This is a genomic window from uncultured Fibrobacter sp., from assembly GCF_947166265.1.
Classification (GTDB): Bacteria; Fibrobacterota; Fibrobacteria; order Fibrobacterales; family Fibrobacteraceae; genus Fibrobacter.
Map to the genome: position 1 here is coordinate 14327 of NZ_CAMVDO010000026.1, position 21175 is coordinate 35501.

20 protein-coding genes and 1 tRNA gene are annotated in these 21175 nt (G+C 50.3%); 17 read left to right on the top strand and 4 right to left on the bottom strand.

Features of this window, described 5'->3' with window-relative positions:
- Nucleotides 1-84: 84 nt before the first annotated feature.
- The 7 genes from cobA (at nt 85) to Q0W37_RS11725 (ending at nt 7198) form a co-directional block, all read left to right on the top strand.
- Entirely contained in the window at nt 85-1716 is a 1632-nt protein-coding gene (gene cobA / locus Q0W37_RS11695; protein ID WP_297701743.1) for a uroporphyrinogen-III C-methyltransferase, read from the top strand.
- A gap of 222 nt (nt 1717-1938) precedes the next feature.
- Nucleotides 1939-2877, top strand: a complete 939-nt coding sequence (locus Q0W37_RS11700; protein WP_297701744.1) for an NAD(P)-dependent oxidoreductase — start codon at nt 1939-1941, stop codon at nt 2875-2877.
- 122 nt (nt 2878-2999) lie between these two features.
- A complete protein-coding gene (locus Q0W37_RS11705) occupies nt 3000-4088 on the top strand; it encodes a hypothetical protein (RefSeq protein ID WP_297701745.1) in 1089 nt (362 codons plus the stop codon).
- A gap of 71 nt (nt 4089-4159) precedes the next feature.
- Nucleotides 4160-5128, top strand: a complete 969-nt coding sequence (hemB, locus tag Q0W37_RS11710) for a porphobilinogen synthase (RefSeq protein WP_297701746.1) — start codon at nt 4160-4162, stop codon at nt 5126-5128.
- Nucleotides 5129-5244: 116 nt separating this feature from the next.
- Complete coding sequence (locus Q0W37_RS11715) at nt 5245-5565, top strand: hypothetical protein (RefSeq protein WP_297701747.1); 321 nt, start codon at nt 5245-5247, stop codon at nt 5563-5565.
- Nucleotides 5566-5759: 194 nt separating this feature from the next.
- Nucleotides 5760-7046: a glutamate-1-semialdehyde 2,1-aminomutase gene (gene hemL / locus Q0W37_RS11720; protein WP_297701748.1), complete on the top strand. Its 1287-nt coding sequence runs from the start codon at nt 5760-5762 to the stop codon at nt 7044-7046.
- Between the two features lie 79 nt (nt 7047-7125).
- Nucleotides 7126-7198 (top strand) — tRNA-Lys (locus Q0W37_RS11725).
- Nucleotides 7199-7251: 53 nt separating this feature from the next.
- Here Q0W37_RS11725 and Q0W37_RS11730 read toward each other — a convergent pair.
- Nucleotides 7252-7770: a redoxin family protein gene (locus tag Q0W37_RS11730; protein ID WP_297701749.1), complete on the bottom strand. Its 519-nt coding sequence runs from the start codon at nt 7768-7770 to the stop codon at nt 7252-7254.
- A gap of 139 nt (nt 7771-7909) precedes the next feature.
- On the opposite strand from Q0W37_RS11730, the gene nirJ2 reads away from it, so the two are divergent.
- The 8 genes from nirJ2 to Q0W37_RS11770 all read left to right on the top strand — a co-directional run bounded on the left by nirJ2 (nt 7910) and on the right by Q0W37_RS11770 (nt 15276).
- Nucleotides 7910-8899 (top strand): putative heme d1 biosynthesis radical SAM protein NirJ2, encoded by a 990-nt coding sequence (gene nirJ2 / locus Q0W37_RS11735; protein ID WP_297701750.1) that lies wholly within the window; start codon nt 7910-7912, stop codon nt 8897-8899.
- 114 nt (nt 8900-9013) lie between these two features.
- Nucleotides 9014-9583, top strand: a complete 570-nt coding sequence (gene tadA, locus Q0W37_RS11740) for a tRNA adenosine(34) deaminase TadA (protein ID WP_297701751.1) — start codon at nt 9014-9016, stop codon at nt 9581-9583.
- Between the two features lie 71 nt (nt 9584-9654).
- A complete protein-coding gene (locus tag Q0W37_RS11745; protein WP_297701752.1) occupies nt 9655-10485 on the top strand; it encodes a hypothetical protein in 831 nt (276 codons plus the stop codon).
- Nucleotides 10482-11201: a hypothetical protein gene (locus Q0W37_RS11750; protein WP_297701753.1), complete on the top strand. Its 720-nt coding sequence runs from the start codon at nt 10482-10484 to the stop codon at nt 11199-11201. The genes Q0W37_RS11745 and Q0W37_RS11750 overlap by 4 nt, the downstream gene beginning before the upstream one ends.
- A 9-nt stretch (nt 11202-11210) precedes the next feature.
- On the top strand, nt 11211-12119 hold the full coding sequence (locus tag Q0W37_RS11755) for a hypothetical protein (RefSeq protein WP_297701754.1): 909 nt from the start codon (nt 11211-11213) through the stop codon (nt 12117-12119).
- A gap of 13 nt (nt 12120-12132) precedes the next feature.
- Complete coding sequence (locus tag Q0W37_RS11760) at nt 12133-13926, top strand: fimbrial protein (RefSeq protein WP_297701755.1); 1794 nt, start codon at nt 12133-12135, stop codon at nt 13924-13926.
- A 3-nt stretch (nt 13927-13929) separates the two neighbouring features.
- Nucleotides 13930-14565, top strand: coding sequence for an OmpA family protein (locus Q0W37_RS11765; RefSeq protein ID WP_297701756.1), 636 nt, complete (start codon nt 13930-13932; stop codon nt 14563-14565).
- A gap of 54 nt (nt 14566-14619) precedes the next feature.
- Nucleotides 14620-15276 (top strand): hypothetical protein, encoded by a 657-nt coding sequence (locus Q0W37_RS11770; RefSeq protein WP_297701757.1) that lies wholly within the window; start codon nt 14620-14622, stop codon nt 15274-15276.
- 114 nt (nt 15277-15390) lie between these two features.
- Here Q0W37_RS11770 and Q0W37_RS11775 read toward each other — a convergent pair whose 3' ends face one another.
- Both Q0W37_RS11775 and Q0W37_RS11780 read right to left on the bottom strand, forming a co-directional pair.
- Nucleotides 15391-16638 (bottom strand): hypothetical protein, encoded by a 1248-nt coding sequence (locus tag Q0W37_RS11775; protein WP_297701758.1) that lies wholly within the window; start codon nt 16636-16638, stop codon nt 15391-15393.
- Nucleotides 16638-18026 (bottom strand): tetratricopeptide repeat protein, encoded by a 1389-nt coding sequence (locus tag Q0W37_RS11780; protein WP_297701759.1) that lies wholly within the window; start codon nt 18024-18026, stop codon nt 16638-16640. Before Q0W37_RS11780 ends, Q0W37_RS11775 begins: the two co-directional genes overlap by 1 nt.
- 153 nt (nt 18027-18179) lie before the next feature.
- On the opposite strand from Q0W37_RS11780, the gene Q0W37_RS11785 reads away from it, so the two are divergent.
- Complete coding sequence (locus tag Q0W37_RS11785; protein WP_297701760.1) at nt 18180-18962, top strand: YkgJ family cysteine cluster protein; 783 nt, start codon at nt 18180-18182, stop codon at nt 18960-18962.
- 8 nt (nt 18963-18970) lie between these two features.
- The gene (locus Q0W37_RS11790; protein WP_297701761.1) at nt 18971-19759 is read left to right on the top strand and encodes a hypothetical protein; all 789 of its coding nucleotides are present in this window, start codon (nt 18971-18973) and stop codon (nt 19757-19759) included.
- 391 nt (nt 19760-20150) lie between these two features.
- Here the strand turns inward: Q0W37_RS11790 and Q0W37_RS11795 are convergent, their stop codons facing one another.
- A complete protein-coding gene (locus Q0W37_RS11795; protein WP_297701762.1) occupies nt 20151-21170 on the bottom strand; it encodes an aspartate-semialdehyde dehydrogenase in 1020 nt (339 codons plus the stop codon).
- Nucleotides 21171-21175 lie beyond the last annotated feature (5 nt).

Here is a 21175-nt window from a genome sequence, read left to right on the forward strand (position 1 = left end):
AAATATTTTTTTTAGCCGGAAATGCGAAAAAACTCACAAAAAAGGGCGAAAAAAGGTGTTTCTGGTGCTACATGGGGGGCTTTTTTGACTGGAAAACTCATTCTTTCTATTTTTGAGGCGATGTCTGGAAAGGTTTATTTAATAGGTGCGGGTCCCGGAGACCCGGGGCTCTTGACACTTCGCGGCAAGGAAATTCTGGAATGTGCCGCAGTGGTGGTCTACGACCGCCTTGTTTCGCCTGCAATTCTTGGAATGTGTAATCCCCGTGCGAAAATGGTCGATGTGGGCAAGATGCCGACGCACCACAAGGTAAAACAGTCCGAAATCAATAAGCTCTTGGTTCAGTTTGCTATTGAAAATCCGTCGGGAATTGTGGCGCGCCTTAAGGGTGGCGACCCGTTTGTTTTTGGTCGCGGCGGCGAAGAGGCCTTGGAACTCGTTTCAGCTGGAGTGGAATTTGAAGTGGTTCCTGGTATTACCTCTGCGATTTCGGTGCCCGCATACGCAGGAATCCCCGTAAGCCATCGTGGAATTGCCACGAGTTTCCACATCATCACCGGACATGAAAAAGATAATGCGGAAATCTCCCTTGACTTCGAAAATCTTGCAAAGTGCCAAGGGACGCTCATCTTTTTGATGGGTATCGCGAACATGGACTTTATCGCCAAGCGCCTTATAGAGTGCGGAAAAGATCCGAAAACGCCGCTTGCCTTTATCGAAAAGGGGACTACCCCGTACCAGCGGACGGTGATGGCGACGCTAGAAACGGCGGGGGAGACCATTGCCCGTGAAAACGTGACGGCTCCTGCCATTACGATTATGGGTGGCGTGGTTGAACTCGGCAAGACGCTTGCCTGGAAAAAGAATTTGCCCTTGTCGGGAAAGCGACTGGTGGTGACTCGTGCCGCAAAGCAGGCGAGCGGAATTTCGGCGCGCCTTGGTGCCTTGGGTGCCGAAGTCATCGAAACTCCGATGATCGAAACTCATACGCTCGATTGTCCGTATGTCATCCCCGCGAAGGCGGGAATCTCCTTTGAGTCCCTTGCGAATTTTGACATCCTCGCTTTCACGAGTACGAACGGCGTGGAAAGTTTCTTTAAGCAATTGTTCGCCGCAGGTTACGATGTGCGAGTGCTTGCAGGAAAGAAGATTGCAAGTGTTGGGCGTATTACCGAAAAGAAGCTGCTCGAATATGGCATTCGTTGCGATTACGTCCCCGAAGACCACACCGGCGAAGGATTGGGAAAACTTCTTCGCTGCATTTTAGACGAGAGCGACTTAACAAGTTCCCTGAGCTTGCCGAAGGGAACTGCGTCCACGAGTTTAGATGAATCCCGCATTTTGTTGTTGCAAGGCAATCTCGCAGACGATACTTTGCTTAAAATTTTGCCGAAGGCGACTCGCTGGATTGTTTATGAAACGCTTCCTGTTACAGAACTCCCCGAATGGAAACGCGAATCGGTCGCTTCTGCTGACGCCGTCGTATTTGCTAGCACCAGCGCTGTGGAAAATTTCGTACAGGCGGTCAGGTCTCAGGAGACTGGTGTCGGGAGCGTTTCTGGAGCCTGTAACCTGAAACCTGAAACCTCTTTCTGCATAGGCCGTATGACGGAAGCTTCTGCGAAAAAATATGGATTTGAAACGGTGACATCGGATGAAACCACGATGGATTCTCTCGTGAAAAAAATTGTAGAATATTATACAAAGGAACCTTAAACCCTTCAACTAGAGATCCTTCGACTCTGTCATTCTCGACCGAAGGGAGGCCGGACAGCACTTGGTTACTTGTAACCTTAGTGCGCATGGTCTCCAGACGGGGAAAATCCAGTGCTGGATCCCGTCGCTGCGCTCCAGGATGACACTGCTGCCATCGAGTGTCTAATCACCAACCACTGTCTACTTTCTACCGTCTACTTCCTATTTCTAACTTCTACTCCTATGAAAGCCATTTTGATTATTGCGCATCATTGCATTTTGCCGGGAGCCTATAAGGGCTTCGAAGAAATTCTAGACAAATTGCATCACGATTTGCCGGGAACGCGTGTGGCGAGTACGAGTCTTCTGGATTTAGAAAACGACTTGCGTACGCTTTTGCGCGAAGATGTGGAATCGGTAACGCTTCTGCCGTATCTGCTATTGAATGGGCAGCATACAAAGAATGATGTTCCCAAGGTGGTGGCGCATTTACAGGCGGAATTCCCGCAAATTCCGATCACTCTGTTGCCCTGTCTTGGCGACTGGAAAGAATTTGCCGACATGGTGGTTGCCGGGGTACGCGCCGCGCAGATAGACGAGAGAACGCCCGCTGAAGCGGGCTACAGACGAAAGACGAAAGAAAATAAGTCTTGTCAAAATAATCTCTCGTCTCTCGCCTCTCGTCTCTCGTCTAAACCGAACCTCTTTTCCATCGAATTGAATCTTGAAGGCAAGAATGTTCTTGTTGTGGGTGGTGGTCGCATAGCGCTTCGCAAGGTGAAAACGCTTTTGCCCACGGGAGCCCGCATCACCGTAGTTGCTCCGCAATTTGATCCAGATTTTTCTCTCGTCTCTAATCTCTCGTCTCTCGTCTTAATAAATCGCCCCTACGAACCGCTTGACCTTCGTGGAATTTTTATGGTGTTCATCTGCACCGACCAGCCTGCCGTCAATGCGCAAGTATCTAACGATGCCCGCGCCCGCCGCATTCTGGTGAACAATGCCTGTGACTACCTAGACGGCGACTTTATTGTGCCCGCCCGCATGGACTTTGGTGAAAACATCGCCGTGACGGTTTCTACCCAGGGACGTGCCCCTTCGCTTGCCAAAAAACTGAAACAGAAAATCCAGAGCGAATGGGCCGAAGGGCTTGAAGAAATCGAAAGAAATTTCAATAAATAACGCAATTTCCTGTTACGGTTTGTGATAAAAGTCACGTATTCCAAATTGGAATATCGGCTCGTGTGTTTTTTTCTTTTGAAAAGTATAGATTTCGAAAGAATAACGTAACAAAGGAGCATCCTATGCAGAAATCATTCGTTTTCGGTTTTGCCCTGGCTATGGGAATGTTGATTGGTTGTGGCGATAGTTCTTCGAGCTCCTCGCCAGAAACGACAGATGGTGATGATTCTCAAATCGAAAGTAGTAGCACGGACAGCAGTGACAGCTCCGATAAGAGTAGTGCCTCGACTAAAAAGAGTAGCTCGAGTGAAGCGGATAATCCCACTTCGGTTTCCGCGTTTTTCCCGGAGGGTTACGATGCGGACAAGGTAGTGGCCTGGTATGCTTCGGATATGGTCACTACGGAAGAAAAGGGCCAAACGATGTCATTTGTCGAAGCGGTTTATCTTTTTGAAGATGGAACTTTGCTTGCTGCCGATCAAGAAATCATAACAAAGAATAATGTCTCTACATACAAAAATTCGATTGCTGGCGAAGGAACTTGGGACGGTAATGTCAAGGACTTTGCGAACGCTACAGTGAATATTCATGCGCAGGAATGGGACATGCCGATTGAAGTGAAAAAAGGCAAGTTCACAATTACCCTATACGAAGGTGTTTCGTTGACTTTTACCTTGGCCAAAACGGATGTGCCCGAGGCGGATGTTGTCACTGAGGAAGACGACAAGGTGGTCATCGATAATCCTGATGGTACAGCGGAGCAGCTGAAATGGGCCAAATCGATTATAAAGCGTTCAAAGGAGGAGGTTTCGTCCATCGCTACATTTGAAATCTCGGAACCCACCTGGGAAAAGAATAAGGTCAATGACCGTCAGTATTTGGCGACTTTTAAGGTCAAGGTGACCTTGAGCGAAGGTGAATTCTATACCGAAGATTCGGATTACCCGACCCTTGCGATAGGGCAGTATCCGGTGCATGCGCTTGATTCGGAAAAGGACCATCTTCCGGAGCTATGGAATAATAATGACTGGGAAATTACAAATGCCAAGGTGGTTGGAAATACCATGACGGCAACGATGACCGAAAAAATTGATAATTTGAAGGTGGGCCGTGCTTACGTCATTGTTTCAAAAAATAATGGTATGGACGTGTCGGTACAATATAGCGAGGCGTTCTTTATCGTGCCACCTAGCTACCAAGGTGATTTGTAAGTGAAAGGGGACCCGGCAGAGTCCTTTTTTGTTATATTGTGAAAAAAATCTAACCCTAATCACTTCCTACTATGATTATCCGTCCTCGTCGTTTACGCAAGAATGAAACCATCCGTAACATGGTGGCTGAAACAGCCGTGAATCCTAATGCCCTCGTTTACCCGATGTTCGTGGTAGAAGGGGAGAATGTCAAAGAAGAAATTCCTTCGATGCCGAATCAATTCCGCTTTAGCATCGATGAAATTCTGAAAGAACTCGAAGGTTGTGTCGCTCTTGGACTCAAGTCGATTCTGCTTTTCGGCATCCCGAGCTACAAAGACGAAATTGCGTCTTCTGCTTACGATGACGACGGAATTGTGCAGCGCGCGGTGCGTTCTATCAAGGCGAAGTATCCGGATCTCTATGTGATTACCGACGTATGCCTTTGCGAGTACATGAGCCACGGTCATTGCGGCATTGTCAAGGAAGACGGTGATGTGGATAACGACCCGACGCTGGAACTGTTGGCAAAGACCGCTCTGTCCCATGCGGAAGCCGGTGCCGATATGGTGGCTCCTTCCGATATGATGGATGGACGTGTGTCTGCCATTCGCGCAAAGTTGGATGAAAACGGTTATACGAATGTACCTATCATGGCGTACAGTGCAAAATTTGCAAGCGCCTATTACGGCCCGTTCCGCGATGCGGCTGATTCGGCGCCTCATTTTGGAAACCGCAAAAGCTACCAGATGGATGTCCGCAACGGTCGCGAAGCTTTGCATGAGGTCGAACTTGATTTGGAAGAAGGTGCCGATATCGTGATGGTGAAGCCTGGACTTGCGTTCTTGGATGTGCTGCGTGGAGCGGCGGAAATGAGCAATGTTCCCGTGGCCGTGTATAATGTAAGTGGCGAGTATTCGATGGTGAAGGCTGCCGCTAAAATGGGTTGGATTGACGAAAATGCGATAATTCGCGAAAATTTGCTTGCCATGAAGCGTGCCGGGGCCGATATCATTATAACGTATCATGCAAAGGAAGCCTTGGAAAAGAATTTATTGTAAAAATAAATTTTCGTGAATTTGTTGCAATAAATTGAATTTTTTGTGCTTTTTGAAAAAAAAAGAATTATATTTCGGTGTGTCTTAAGAGACACTAACCAATTTATGGAGAATAAAAAATGAAAAAGCTTATGCTTCTCGCCGCTCTTGGCGCTGCTGCTATCCTCACTGCTTGCGGTGATGACTCTTCTTCTGGCGCTGCTGCTGACGGCTGCTCTGTTACCAGCGACGATACTTCTGTGACCATGACTACTAGCGCTCTTGGCTACACCTCCAAGACGATTTGGAAGATTGATGGTGACAATGTTGTTACCACCTATGATCCGGCTCCGGAAGGCACTGAACCGATTACTGTTCCGAAGGGTGATCAGACCATTGAAACCCTGAAGGCTTCTGCTGAAGAATCCTGCAAGGCATGGGAAGCTGCCGAAGTCAAGTAATCGTTTCTAGCGAATTGATTTTTAGAAAATCCAGCTTTCGGGCTGGATTTTCTATTTTTATGTAAAAGCAATTAATTCCTATGCAAGCTCTGCGGCAAAATGAAGTTCATTGAGCTTGCCGAAATGAACATTTGGGTCGATATGCAACACTCGATTAGCGTGGTTCGACAGGCTCACCAACCGGAGTAAGAAAAATGAAACATCTTGTAAGTGAAAGAATGTTTGTTGAGGCTAAAACCTTAATGCCGGGTGGCGTGAACAGCCCGGTGCGTGCGTACGGTAATGTGGGGGCGACGCCTCCGTTTATAGCGCGTGCGAAGGGTAGCCACATTTACGATGTCGACGGTAACGATTACATTGATTACGTGGGCAGCTGGGGCCCGATGCTTTTGGGCCACGCGCATGATTCTGTAATCAAGGCAGTCTCCGAGACGGCGCAGAACGGGCTCAGCTTTGGCGCTCCGTGCGGCTTGGAATCGGAACTTGCGAAGCTTGTTATGAGCCTTGTTCCGAGTGTCGAGATGATTCGCATGGTGAACAGCGGCACCGAGGCGACGATGAGCGCTATCCGTGCGGCCCGCGGCTTTACCGGCCGAGACAAAATTGTGAAGTTTGAAGGTTGCTACCACGGCCATAGCGACAGCCTGCTCATCAAGGCGGGTTCGGGCATGCTTACGACGGGTAAGCCGAGCAGCAAGGGGGTTCCGGCCGACCTCGCCAAGTACACGCTTACGCTGCAGTATAACGATGTGACGGGCGTACGGGAATTGTTTGATAAGATCGGTGATGAAATCGCTGGCGTTATTGTGGAGCCTGTGGCGGGCAATATGGGCGTGGTGCCGGCGAAGCCGGAATTCTTGCAGGCGCTCTCCGAAGAAACCAAAAAGCATGGCGCACTCTTGATTGTAGACGAAGTCATGACCGGTTTCCGCGTAGACATTCACTGCGCACAGAGCTTGTACGGCATCAAGCCTGACCTGACGACCTTCGGAAAGATTATCGGCGGGGGTATGCCTGTGGGAGCATACGGTGGTCGCCTTGATGTGATGCAGCAGATTGCGCCTCTCGGAGGAATCTATCAGGCGGGGACGCTTTCGGGCAATCCCGTTGCGATGGCGGCGGGGTTTGCCACGATGCGCGAACTTTCGACGCACCCGGAACTGTACGTGCATGCTGAAGCCATGACGAAACGCTTGATTGCTGGCCTCCAGGATGCGGCGAAGTCCGCGGGGATTCCGCTTGCGGCAAATCAGGTGGGGTCTATGGGCTGCATCTTCTTTACCGAAGGACCCGTGGAATGTTTTGCCGACGTGCAAAAGTCGGACTTGGAACTGTTCCGCCGTTATTTTCTCGGAATGCTCGACGAAGGTATCTACCTCGCGCCGAGTCAGTTTGAGGCAATTTTCGTGAGCGCCGCCCACACGGAAAGCGACATTGACCGTACAATCGAAGCTGCCCGCAAGGTGTTTAAGGGACTTTAAAAAAATCTCAAATTTTTTATTAAAATCCCTTGACAACAGTTGCAGATAATTCTATAATTGTGCGCGTCCAAGCGACAATGGATGATTAGCTCAGTTGGTAGAGCAGCTGACTCTTAATCAGCGGGTCGCAGGTTCGACCCCTGCATCATCCACTAAAAGCCGTCTCCACCCCGAGGCGGTTTTTTGTTTAAAGAGATAATTCGAGTTACTTTCCGTTGTCGAGCATTTTGAGGGCGATATCCGCTAATTGGTCGGAGTAGAATCCGCCTGCGTTACTGAACACCAAAACACCTTTCTTATCCCTAACGGTCAAATGCGGAACGGCGTTCTTCTTGATTTTAAATTGGGTTCGTAGTTCCTCTTGCCAATAGACGGTTTTCCAGTCCCAGGGAACGTCTCGCTTGTATTTCCAATTGTGAATCTCGTCTCTGTCGCCACCACCGATGCATAGGACGACATTGATGTCCTTCTTTCGAAAAAATTCGGATAGCGTTTTGGCTTGCTTGAGTTCTTCAACGCAGACGGAACACCAGGTGGTCATGTAGAAAATAAAGGTACCGTTTTTCCCGGCGAGATCGTTGAGGGTGGTTGTCTTGCCATCGAGGCTGTAAAGCGTGATGTTCCCGTCAATCTTTGTGGCGAAGGGGTTCAGGCCTTTTACGTAAAAGGCGTAATAGGCGGCGACACCGAGAATGGCTAGAATGAGGAGTGTTTTTAGGTTCATAAGGATAATATACCCTTTTTTTAGAAGAAAAGGGCGATTTAGGATCTCTTTTTGGGGGCTAACTCCGCTAGATTTCTATCTTTGGGCTACGTCATTGCGAAAAACCGAAGGTGACGTGGCTCTCTAAACGAGGTTTTGAATGATTGTATCTTGGATGACCACCAACAAGTGTAACCTGACCTGCAAGCACTGCTACCAGGACGCGGGCGAAAACAAGGCTGCCGAACTCACTACGTCAGAGGCCATGAAGCTGATTGACGAAATCGCGAAGGCGGGGTTCAAGATCATGATTTTCAGCGGTGGCGAGCCGATGACGCGCCCCGACATTGTAGACCTTGTGGCCCATGCTTCGAGCAAGGGGCTTCGCCCGGTATTTGGCACCAACGGTACGCTCATTACGCACGATTTGGCTTTTGAACTCAAGAAGGCCGGTGCAATGGCCATGGGCATCAGCATCGACAGTATCGACCATGACCGCCACAATGATTTCCGCGGTCTCCCGAATGCCTTTGAACTCACGATGATGGGCATCGAGAACTGCAAGGCGGCAGGTCTCCCGTTCCAGATCCACACGACGATTATGGACTGGAACCAGAACGAAATTTTTGACATTATGGACTGGGTCAAGGAAATCGGTGCGGTGAATCACCAGATATTCTTCCTGATTCCGGTGGGTCGCGGCAAGGAAATCGAAGGTCATGCGCTTCGTGTTGCCGAATACGAAGGACTCCTCCGCAAGATTATGGAAAAGAGCCGCACGCTCGGCATACCCGTGAAGCCCACCTGCGCTCCGCAGTTCCTGCGCATCGCCGACCAGCTCGATATCAAGACTCGTTACAGTCGCGGATGCCTCGCCGGCCTCAGCTACTGCATCGTAAGCCCCATCGGTAAGGTGCGCCCCTGCGCCTACATGATGGAAGAGGCGGGCGATGTTCACGACACTCCGTTCGACGAAATTTGGGCGAATGCCGAAGTGTTCAAGAAACTCCGCACCAAGGCCTACGCCGGTGCCTGCGGCAAGTGCAAGTTTAACGACCGCTGCGGCGGTTGTCGTGCCCGTGCCGCTTACTACCACGACGGCGACTACATGCAAGAAGATTCCTACTGCGCCTATGGGAGAGGCCTGTAGTAGACGCTAGGAAGTTAGAAATAGACGAGAGAACGGCCCTACGGGCCTACAGACGAGAGAAAAAAGGGGATTATTTTAACAAAATGACGATGGTGGAAATAAGTAGGTTTTAGCATGAATAACAATACTAATGGTGAAAATCTCTCGTCTCTCGTCTCTCGTCTCTCGTCTAATCCTGATGACGAACGCTACATGCGCATGGCGCTCCGCGAGGCCGAAAAAGCCTTTGACGAGGGGGAAATCCCTATCGGCTGCGTTATCGTAAAAGATGGCGTTGTTATCGGTAAAGGTCATAATCAGATCGAAATGCTCAAGGATGCGACGGCTCATGCCGAAATCTTGTCGATTGGTACGGCGGCGAGCACCCTCGATAACTGGCGTCTAGAAGGCTGTACTTTGTATGTAACTCTCGAACCCTGTCCGATGTGTGCAGGGGCCATTCTCAACAGCCGCGTGTCTCGTGTGGTCTACGGTTCCCCGGATACACGCTTTGGCGGCTGCGGTACGACCATCGACGTGATTACGAACAATGCGCTCAAGCGCGAAGTCGAAGTGGTGGGCGGGCTCCTTGCTGATGAATGCCTTGGAATTCTGAAGGCTTTTTTTCAGAAAATGCGCCTGCAAAAAGGCGACAGCGGCAATAAGGGGAGTGCCGTCGGCACAGTTAATAGTTCCGAGTTCTAAGTTACTAGAAAAATCAACTAAAAAAACTAGTAGCTAGTAACTAGTAACTAGTAACTTACTATATTAAAATCATGAATTTCTTTAAATCTTTATTGAGCTCCGCAGCTCTATTTGCTCTTTGTGCCTGTGACGGGAATGAATTCGTTCTTGCTTTCAATACCCAGAACGTTCAGCCTCAAACCTATTATCTTGAAGCGTCCTTGAATGCGGTTCTTCCGACGCACGATTCCATTACTGGAACGCCTGAATCGATGAATACGCACCTAAATGTACGTGCCACGAATTCGCTCTTGACTGCATACGATGACGGTTCGGCGAAATTCCAGTTGAAAATCGATTCTGTCGACTACAAGTCCGACAAACGTTCTGTCGAGGAATTCCGCAGCATGGAACGTTACATGGCTACGGAACATTTCCAGTTTAAGATGGGGACGGATGGTGCAATCCGCGATCCGTTTATTCAGGATTCTGTGATGCTTGGAACCGAAGCACTTGACCTGATCCGCATATTCCTTAAGGTTCAGCCGCTTCTGCCGGGCAAGGCGGTTCGACTGGGTGAAACTTGGGAACGTCCTGTTGAAATTCCGGGGGCATCCGGAAAGACGGTCGTCTACAAGTCATTCACTCTCGAAGACCAGTATGTGCATGACGGAATCCAGATGGCAAAGATCGGCATGAACCTCAAGTATAAAGAAATTGCCGATACGACCTCTGATCTCCGTATGGAAAGCAAGGGCTTTATTGTGGGAACGGGAACGATTCTTTTCGATATGACTCACGGCATTATCTCCAACGTCAAGATGGAATTGACCGGAGACCTGAGTGTGAACGATATTGTTGCGAATAGTGTCATTCCGGATATGCACGTCATCCAGAAGATCAAGTTGAGGAGTGAAATTTGATTTTGAAGATTAAAAAAGTGGTGGGGGTGTTGGTTGCCTGTGCTTGTGCCTGGGCTATTGCAGGGGAAATGCCTTTTCCGCAAATCGAAAACGGCAAGGTGAAACTGGTGCTGGCGGATAGCCCTTACCTGTTGGAACAGGGTGCTGTTTTTTCGGCGAACGATACTTTGGAAATTGAACCGGGCGTTACGGTTTTGATGGGCGAGTATGCGAAACTGATGTTCCGTGGTGCGGTCAAAATCATTGGCTCCGATTCGGCTCCGATCGTTTTCCGTAGTGCCGATTCGACCAAGAGCTGGAATGGCCTCCATTTTGTTTCGGCGAACCGTCCGTTTGAAATAAAGAATCTCGTTATCGAGAATGCTTTCCGTAATACGGTGTTCCGTTCCAAGGGCATCCTTGAAAACGTGAAACTCGTGAACAACTACTACGGCCTTTGGATAGACGAAGCTCCTGAAGTTTATTTGGCCCGGTGCGAATTCGTGCGCAACCGTTTTGCTCTTTCCATTCGTGCAGGGCAGGTTGTTTCGGCGGATACGAAAATTTCGAACAATGTTTACGGACTCTATCTTGAACCGGGTGGAAAGTTCGAAGGCGACAGAAGCTTGATCAAGAACAACCTTGAAGCGGATGTCAGGAACGAATCCGAAGAACTCGCCGCAAAGGGAAAGCGCGTAAACCGCAATATTTGGCACCGTATCGAAACGGCTTTCTAAGGGGTTTTTGTGCAAGAGTCTTTTCGCAGGTCCATTCGCAAGATGACGGGCAACAGCGTCCGTCTTTCGGTGCGTCCGAACCGCTCGACGATGATGGCGACTCTTTCTCAGTCGATGATGGTGACCTGGTCGATTGTTCTGCATGAACACTTGGATGCAATGTTGAACGACCCTGCGGTAAACGTGGGAACGACAGAATTGATTTCGTTTAGCGAAACCGCCTGGAAACTTTCGGATTCAAGCTTTCCGCAGATTATTGCCGATGCGAATAAACTCTACGACGAATTCCGCACCAAGTGGATGCAGCGCTTTTCGACGGACGAGGTGATGCGCCTTCTCTTAGAAGGTGGCGATTTTCTGCATCATGACGAGGAAAAGGGCTGGGCGTTGACGGTCAAGAATAATAAGCAGGACATCAACGCGTTCTATTCGGCGACGATTCACCTGCTGGTGAGCGATGCCGAACCCTTGTTCGTCCGCATGCACGGCCGTGTGATGCAGCTCCAGGAAAAGCTCTGCAAGTATTGGCATTCCGAAAGTGCCGTGGATGCGGTTTCCAAACTGCTCCCCAGTTTGGAAGCATCGCTCCGTGACAAGGAAAACGCCATGGTGGTGTCGCTTCGCAGCTCGTTGAATAGCCTTGCGAAAAAGCGCTTTGCTGCGGCCTTCAATACGAAGGGCCCTGCCCATTACTATAGCTCGGCAGTTTCCTGCGCAAGAAATGTAGGGCGTTTCTGGAATCCGCATTACGCTTACGAAAATGGATTCCTCGCCTTTACCGATGACTTTTGTGATTATGCCCGTGGACTCACCATTCAGATTATTGAGTGGTACCAGAGCAAGTGGGCCTTGTTCCTGCGTGGATTCTCGCGCGGTCAGTTGAATTTATTTGAAACAGCGGGACTTTCAAAGTCCTAAATGCAGGTGTAATATGAAAAATGCATTTCACGTTATTTTGGCTCTTACGGTGGTGGGAATCCTCGCCTTGTTGGTTGCAGCTCTGTATTTTGGAGCACCGCTTTTCGGCTGGATTATCATGGTGGCCATCTTTGCCGTGTTCATCGGTGAACAGCTGGTGGCCCTCAAGACGGTCAAGCAGGTCGTTGCCGAAAACGAAATCCTTGAAACCTGCAAGAACCGTGGCGGTTATGTTTCGGGAGACGGTGTTGTCGCCAAGCGAGTCGCCCTTGCGCAGAGCCTGCTTGCCAAGAAAATTCGCCTCGATTCTTCGATGGCCTACGAAGTTCTTTCGAACAGTGTTGGAATCTCTGTTCCGCGTAGCGCCGGTGGCTCCGTGATTCTGCTTGGCCTTATGGGTACTTTCTTCGGTTTGATGTATTCCGTGGCGACAGCGGGTGGGGCTATTGACAACTCTACGACGCAGGGAACTCTCGATACGATTCAGCTCTTGTTCCAGAACATGAAGGGAATTTTTGGTACGAGCCTTTGCGGCTTGTTTGCCGCCCTGATTCTGAATGCTAGCCGCAACATGATGATTGCCTCGCGCGAAGCTTTTGTGGCGAAACTCGATGCTTACACTCTTGATTTGCAGGGGAATAGCGAGGCCGAAGAAAGTGAAGAAGCTCGTGCGAAGGATGAACTGGAACGTCTCTTTGATTCTGTCGAGAAAAATCTGTCTACGGTGGCATCTTCTGTAAAGGAAGGCCTTTCGGGCGTTGTCGCAATGGTGGGCGAGGAACTTGCCGCGACGACGGCCAAGCTGAACGACTCCCTGGCTTCCGCTGTTGCGGGCATGAACAAGTCCGTTGAAAACCTGGGCGCCTCTGTGAGCGGTTCTCTTTCGGGTGCGTTTACTCCGATGGAACAGAATATCAAGACGCTTTCTGCTTCCGTGGAATCGATTCCTGCAAAGCTTGACGAAAAACTTAATGGAATTTCCTCGACACTGAACGGCGGCCTCGAAGGAATTTCTTCTGGAATCGAGAAATCGCTTGAAGATGTTGCTGGTAGTGTCGAATCTGCTCTTGCGAAGGTGGCGTCCGATGTGAAGGCTGGCCTTGACGGTGTTGCTGCAGCGACGGCCCAGGCGATGGAAGGTTCTACGAAGGATATCGCTTCTGCTGTTTCGGAACAGGTCAAGCAGTCGAATGAACAGTGGAATTCCTTTATGGAACGTCTTGCTGCCGAAACTTCTGCCAATGTGGATAGCCAGAAGGAAGGTCTCGAAACGCTCAAGAATGTTGCCCTGCAGGTGGCTGAAAAGGCTCAGGCGGGTTCTGCAGAACTTTCTCAGTCCGTTGCCGAAAAGCTCTCGACACTTTCTTCCGATATCCTCGGCGCCTTCCAGAAGCTTTCCGAAACTTCTGCCGTGTTGCTTGAAGCCCAGAAGGCTCTCACCGAAAGCATCGACAACCGCGTGGTCAAGGAAAAGGAAGCGACGGATGCGCTCGGTGGAAACATCGTGGAAACTGCAGAACTGATGCGCGTGAACCAGTCCGAACTCAGCGCGAACCTCGAAATGTTGCGAGCCGGTCTCGAAACGATTCTCGAAAAGCTTTCGGGTGATACCGCGGAACGCGAAGAGGAAGAAAGCTTCGTGGAACACCTCAACCAGTCTCTCGAAGCATTCCACGAGCGCGCAAGCGAAGTGCTTATGGAAAATGCCGTCAAGACGCAGGAAATCTTGCTCGAAGTTTTGGAACAGACGCAGCGTAGCCCGGCGGTGTCCGCGGCTCCTGCTGAACAGCCTAAGGTCGAGGGCTAACGGATGCGCTTGAAACAAGACGATAACAGCAATCCTTGGATGGCGTACACGGACCTGGGTGTTGCCCTGGTTTCGCTGTTCATCCTTGCGTTTGTGGCGATGGCGACCCTTAAGGAGCAGAAGGCTGAAGACCTGACGCGTACCGAAGAGGAAGTCCTCAGCTGCCAAGAAGAAATGCGCAAGATTGCGGCGGAACGCAATGCGCTATTATCCAAGAGTTTGCAAACCTCCATCGAAGCGGGCCTTATCGCTCTTGAAGACGGTAAGATCCAGATTCAGGCTTCTTTCCTGTTCCCGATTAACGGAGCTGACCTCACCAAGGAAGGCGAGGGCGTGATTCGCGGCATTAGCAAGGGGCTTCTGGAAGCGCTGGATTCTACCGACGTGATTATGGTGAGCGGCTTTACTGACGATACTCCGGTGAAGTCCAAGACCTACACCAACTGGAATTTGTCGACTGAACGTGCCGTGAACGTGGTAAAGACCTTGATTGCGCAGGGTTTCCCGCCGGATAGGCTTTTTGCGGCTGGCTTTGGCGAACACATGCCCAAGTATCCTAACGATAGCGAGGAACACCGCCGCCTGAACCGTCGCGTGGAAATCGGTGTCACCCCGCTGCAGAAGATGGAGACGAAGTAGATGTTGTCCTGGAGCGTAGCGACGGAATCCATTTTATAAGTTTGTTGATTAAGTATGCAAGAGCGCCTAGAAAACATTCGTCAGAATATCGATGCTATCCGCAAGAGCGGAAAGCTGCCGCATTGGCGTATGGTCTACGCAGATAACTTGCTGAATCGAGCGGGCGAATATGTTGCCGTAGATCGGCTGCCCGAAGCCCAAATGGTGGCGGACAAGTTGGAACGCTGGCTCAAGACGCATTCTCCGCGTGTAGATTCTTCGGAACGCTTTGCCGAGAATCCGATGGTGTTCTGGAATGCAGATATGCTTTTGGCGATGTCTGCTAAGCTCAAGCAGACTCTTCTTGAAAAGCGTCAGCTGGTGCCGTCTACGGAGCGTGATTCAACGATGCGCAGGTTGACTGTTGTCGAGGAATGGATTCGTGGCGGAAACCTTCTGCAGGCCCACGACGAACTGCTCCTGCTCCGTACGGCGCTTATTGCCCGTTTAAGGCGCAGCTACCGCGCTCGCCTTGTTGCTACGGACTTGTATCGTGGAACCGTGGTGCAACCTGCCGGTAGCCTTGTCGGCCCCTATAACGCTCTGCACACATTGGAAGAAACCTTCCACGTGGTGGGTGAGCGCGATCCGATTTGGATTGAAGACTTCCTTGAAATCTATAACGACCTGTTCCGTATCGTGGAACGCCTGGTCCCTCAAGACAAAAAGTGACCTGATTGTCATCCTGGAGGGGCGACGCCCCGACGGGATCCAGTGCTGGTTCCGAGAATGACTATATAAAAAGAGCTCCATGAGGAGCTCTTTTAAATACTACTGAAAAGCGGTTTAGAAGCCGATACTCAGCTGGCCCATGTAGATACGTTCTTCGTCCTGGCCGGTGTAGTAACCGAGTTCTTCTGCCCAGGTAGCGAATTCAACAGTGAAGAAGCGGAGAACTTCAAGTCCGAAACCCGCCGCAGGGTAGCCACCCTTGAAACCGCCCGAAAGACGGAGGGCGAGGGCGCGAATCGCGTTGTTGTATCCGGGCCATGCAAGCAGGGTCTGTTCCACTTCCATACCGAAGTTGATGTGGGAAAGGAACTTGTAATTGTTTGTGCCGTTGATAGCGTCCGCGTAGTCTACTGCGACGTTGAACTTACGTCCGAAACCAGTATTCTTGTTGAAGAAACGGGGGCTGTAGTTGACACCTGCGGTAATGTTCGGGGTAATTTTGTCTCCGGCTAGATCCTTGAAGTAGATGTCGCGAACGGAAAGACCTAGGCGGACTTCGCGTGCAATCTGGTAAAGAACGCCGAGATCCATACCGAAGGATATTGCATCCATGTCGATGAGTTCGTCGGCGACGTCATGATAGCGGTCTTCCAGGGTGTCTTGGATGGCGCTGTAGTTGATCACCGTGACATACATGTTTTCAACTTTATGACGCTTGGCTATTTTAAGGCCGATACCTGCGGAGAACTCGTCGGTAAAGCCGTATGCCGTACCGACCTGAGCCACACCGTCAACGTAGAAAGTGTCAATCACAATTTGCGGAATGATGAGGCCTGCATCCATATAGGGTGCAACGTTTCCGTCAATCCAGATGGCGCCACCAAAGTTGTGGAAAGCAAGTTCTGCGTCCATCTTGATTTTCATGGTCAGGTACTTGTGGTCGTAGCTGTTCATCTTGTGAATCAGCTCGGGGTGAGCCGCTAGGGAGTCCATCAGCACGTTAGAAGAACTGAGGTGATGTTCCTTTGCGTCGTCATGAGCCTGATTGTAAAGCTTTTGAACATCTTTTGCAACGTTGTATGTAGAAAAGTATGTCTCGAAGGGGCCGGCACCACCGAGGTTCAAGCGCATATCACCGATGTTTCGGGGGTAGTAACCTTGTTCCGGGCGCTCCTCGTAGTTGCCGAGCCTGTTAATCTGGCTCAAGCCTGCGTAGTTGAAGTAGATTGCTTCTTTGTCGTCTACCAATGCCACATGGGCATTACCCATAGCTTCTGCTCTGATCGAACGGTGCGTCGGAGCCTTGGCTGCAAAAGAAATTGCCGTGAGTGTAGCAAGCAAAATAACAAGGGAACGTTTCATTAGTTGTTCCTCCCTTCAAACCACTTCTCGAAGTCCTTTTCGCTGTAGTTCTTCCAGCATCCGCCAATGTTTTTCTTTCGAAATTCCAAATCGTATTTCAAATTGTCCGGATCGGTGTCATGGGCGACGTTGTACTTGAGAATCCTGAATTCCGTATCGCTGAGATTGTTGGGGTTCCATTCGATTTCGTCTGCGACAATGAACTTGAACCGATGGTCGTTTTTCTTAACGCGGTCGGTGTATTTGGAGTAGACGAATTCCCATTCGTTGTCTTCCGCTTTTTCGCCGTTCATGTCGATGTCGATTTTTTCGTACTTCGAGTTCGGGCCCGCTTCCTTAACAACACGGAGGTCCCTGATCGAGGTCTTGTTGTGGGCGATATTGTTCATAATGGTGACGTCGTCGTACTTGATCGGATTTGTCTTGTCGCGGACATCTTCGTCAATTTCTCCGTCGCCATCGTTGTCTTCGCCGTCGTAGACTTCTTCGTCAACGCAACCGTCGCCGTCGTCGTCGACAATGTCGCTGTAGCCGAACTGACCGATGATGATGTTCATGGTCTTTTCTTGCTTGTCGGGATTGTCTTCGTCAATTTCTGTTTCTTGTGCAAGAGCTGCGCACATGGCCTGAATGGCCTTGTTCTTTGCATCGTCGGTTAGATTGTCGAAGCCTTCCAGGTAGGTGTCGAACAGGGTCGCCATACTTTCGGAATTGACGGCACAGGTGTTGAACACGCCGTTGAATGCTGCGACCGCTTCCTTTGAATCGCCTTTCATTCTGTTGAGAACCGTTTCCATGTCGCACTTGTTTTCGCTCTTAGAGTCGAAGGAACATTCATCCATTCCTGAAGTCGTCTTGCGGAGGACGAGCATCGTTTTCATCATCTGGATAACCATATAGCCGTCGGAAATGTACTTGTAGGTGATTTTTCCGTCGGTCAATCCAAGCGTATCGCGTCGAATGAGTTCCTTGGCGAGGGTTTCCACCGTGTCCAGTGTCACCTCAAGGGTGACGGCCAGGGATTCCGGCATATTGGCGAAGGGAACGGTTTTGCCACCTTCACGGCTCGAGTTTACGTACTGGAGTAGCGAAAATACGTTGGTCTTCTCGTTGGAGTTCAGCTTTCGGCTGAGGATGGACTTCATCAGGCCGAGCCAGGCTTCGGAGTAGGTGGAGTCAGCGGCGATAGCCTTGTTGAAGTATTCTTCGGCTTCGCTATATTCGTTGTCGCGGAACTTGATGTAGCCTTCGTAGGAAAGGGCGGCAGCATCATCGCTCTTGATGTTTACGCTTTCGGTAGGGTTAAAAATGTTGCATCCAACGATGCCAAGACTTAACACCAAGGCGGCGGATGCCCATACAATTTTGGATTTAAGTACGTTTTTCATTACATTATTCCCATTTTGCTAAAAGATAACATTATTCTTACAAAAAAGGAATATCAATCTTTTTTCAAGGCCACTTTTGCGCATTTTATCGAAAATTTCTGGCTTTGTTTGAATTGATTTTGTACTTTGAAAAAAAAAGCTATTTTTAGGGCTATGGAATCTTACCGCGAATACTTTCCGACCAAGGCTTTCCGTATCGCTGAAATGAGGCTTTCCTCGTTGCTTGGCGCTGAACGGGACAGGCTCGATGCGGTTGCCGCAGCCCATGGAAGGGAGTCCGCCATTGGACCAGATAATCTGATGGAGGAAATGCCTCAAATTATAAAGTTTACGCGGGAATACCATCGGTTGTTTGCCGAGTATCTGGACGCGGTCTTGCCTCAACAGCCCCGCCCCATTCAGTGTAGGCCAGCCTGTGGCAATTGTTGCCATCATTATCCGATGTCCGTAGAGCCTTTCGAATTGCTTACCTTGTATAGTGACCTTCGGGGGCGGAACGACTTGCTAGATATTATGGAAGCGTGTCAGTCCAGGGCTTCGATGTTCAAAAATTTTTATGAGCAGCGCAGAACGGAGCGTGGCATCATTGATGACTTTGACGATCAGGCCGAAGATCTTGCCCTGCATGATTACTTTGCTGCCTGGAAACCTTGCCCTTTTTCGGACAAGGTGGGGGACTGTACCGTGTACCCGTTGCGTCCGGTCTCTTGCCGGATGTATTTCAGCGAAACGGCTCCCAAGTTCTGTACGCCAAAGTTTTTGCAGACTCCAGAAAACGACAGCTATATCGTGTATCTGCCCGACTGTATCGAAGATGCCGTTTATGGAATTTCGGAGCATTATGCGTTGCTCGAATTGCCGGAAAGTTATTTTGGAGGGCTCCTCTCGGTAAATGCTTTCGAAGGTCTGTTTAACGCAGAGGCCTGTGCCAGGTAGCGAAGAAAATGAATTTGTTCGGAGTCCAGCTAGATTTATTCGGGAACGCTCCCAAGGAACCGGAAAAACCAAAGGTTCCGAGCAGCGTTTCGATGAATGGGCTCGTTCATTTCAAGTACAATTCGCAACTCAAGAAAAGCATACGCTGCAAGGGGGGCGCCCTGTTCGGACATCCCGAAGTGATCTTGCCGCATTATATGAAAGACCCTGAATTTGCGGCGGCGCGAGAACTGGCGGCGGAATGGGCCGAGCATGCGATACGCAGAAAAACGGCAAAGAACAAGGCGACCATCAAGGATTTGGTGAACCGTTTCTGGACTTTGGTAGACCAGGTTCTTGCGGACAGGGGGGAGTCGGCCGTTTCGAGTAAAGGTAGGCTTCCGCCGATTCGTCCGCAGGGAAAATACCATAATTTAAATGACGTGCTTGCGGCGATCAATAGTACCTACTTTGAAGATAAATTAACTTGCCGGATTACCTGGAGTAATAGGGTTGGTGGGTTGAGCTTTCATTCGGTTCGTAAAGACCCTGTGACGGGCGAGGAATTTCATCTGATAAGCATTAGTAAAGGCTACGATGCCGCCAATTGCCCGGAGTATGCGGTTGCAGGTGTTGTTTATCATGAATGTCTGCATATTGCAATTCCCGTTGAAATCCGGAATGGGCGACGCGTAGTCCATGGTCGAAATTTCAGGGTGCGCGAACGGCAGTACATTTATTATGACGAATGGATCCGCTGGCACAATCAGGTGCTTCCCAAGAATATATGGGCCATGCGCCGCGGAAAAGAACTCTAACGCAGATTTATTTTGATTCAAATTAAAAAGGCCGTCCTTGCGGACGGCTTCCTTTATGATGCATGTCATCCCCGCGAAGGCGGGGATCTCCGATCTTACATCTTGAGGAGAATTTGTACTCCTACGGAGTACAATGCTCTGCGGCTCGGCAATGGGAATGCAAGCATTCCCACTGCGCTCGCTTTAGGAGCATTTGGTCGCCTACGGCGCCCGATGCTTTCGGCTCGGTCATAGGCAAGCGAGCTTGCCTGCGACACTCGCCTTAGGAGCATTTCACCGATCTTACATTTTGAGGAGAATTTGTACTCCTTCCGGAGTACAATGCTCTGCGGCTCGGTCATGCCCGTGCAAGCACGGTCGCGACTCTCGCCTTAGGAGCATTTCACCAATCTTACATCTTGAGCAAGATTTCGCCAATCTGAACAGCGTTCAAAGCAGCGCCCTTGCGGATCTGGTCACCGGTGAGCCACAGCGTGTTGCTGTTTTCGTCGGCGAGGTCCTTACGGATACGGCCCACGAAGACGTTGTCCTTGCCTGCGCTTTCGAGCGGCATCGGGTACACGTAGTTCTGCGGATCGTCCTTGAGGGTAACGCCCGGAGCGTTCTTGAGAGCGTTACGGATTTCTTCGACAGAAACCGGACGTTCGGTTTCGAACCACACGGATTCGGAGTGAGAACGCAGCGAGCTCACGCGCACGCAGGTGGCGCTCGTACGAACGTCAGAGTGCATGATCTTGCGCGTTTCGTTGAACATCTTCATTTCTTCCTTCGTGTAGTCGTTTTCCGTCATCTTGTCGATCTGCGGAATCACGTTGTAGGCGAGCTGGAAGGGGAACTTGTTGATGTGGGTGGTGGAACCCGTTTCGAGGATGTCCTTGTACTGCTGCTTGAGTTCTTCCATAGCGACGGCACCTGCACCGCTTGCGCTCTGGTAAGAAGAAATGTGAATCTTCTTGATGTGGGAAATCTTTTCGATCGGGTTGAGCACCACGACCATCATGATGGTCGTGCAGTTCGGGTTGGCGATGATGCCCTTGCCACCGAGTTCAGCCTTGTAGAGCTTGATGTCTTCGGGGTTCACTTCCGGCACGACCAGAGGAACTGCCGGATCCATACGGAAGAAGCTTGTGTTGTCCACGACCACGGCACCGTTTTCGACGGCGATCGGAGCGAATTCCTGAGAAATGGCTGCGCCGGCGGAGCTGAGCACCAGGTCGATACCCTTGAAGGAATCCTTGTTCAGTGCTTCGCACTTGAGCGTTTCGCCCTTGAACTTGAATTCACGCCCTGCACTGCGTTCGGAGGCGAGGAGCTTCAGGCTCTGCAGCGGGAAATTGCGCTCTTCGAGGATGGAGAGGATTTCTTGGCCTACGGCGCCAGTGGCACCCATAATGGCAACGTTGCGAATCATAATTA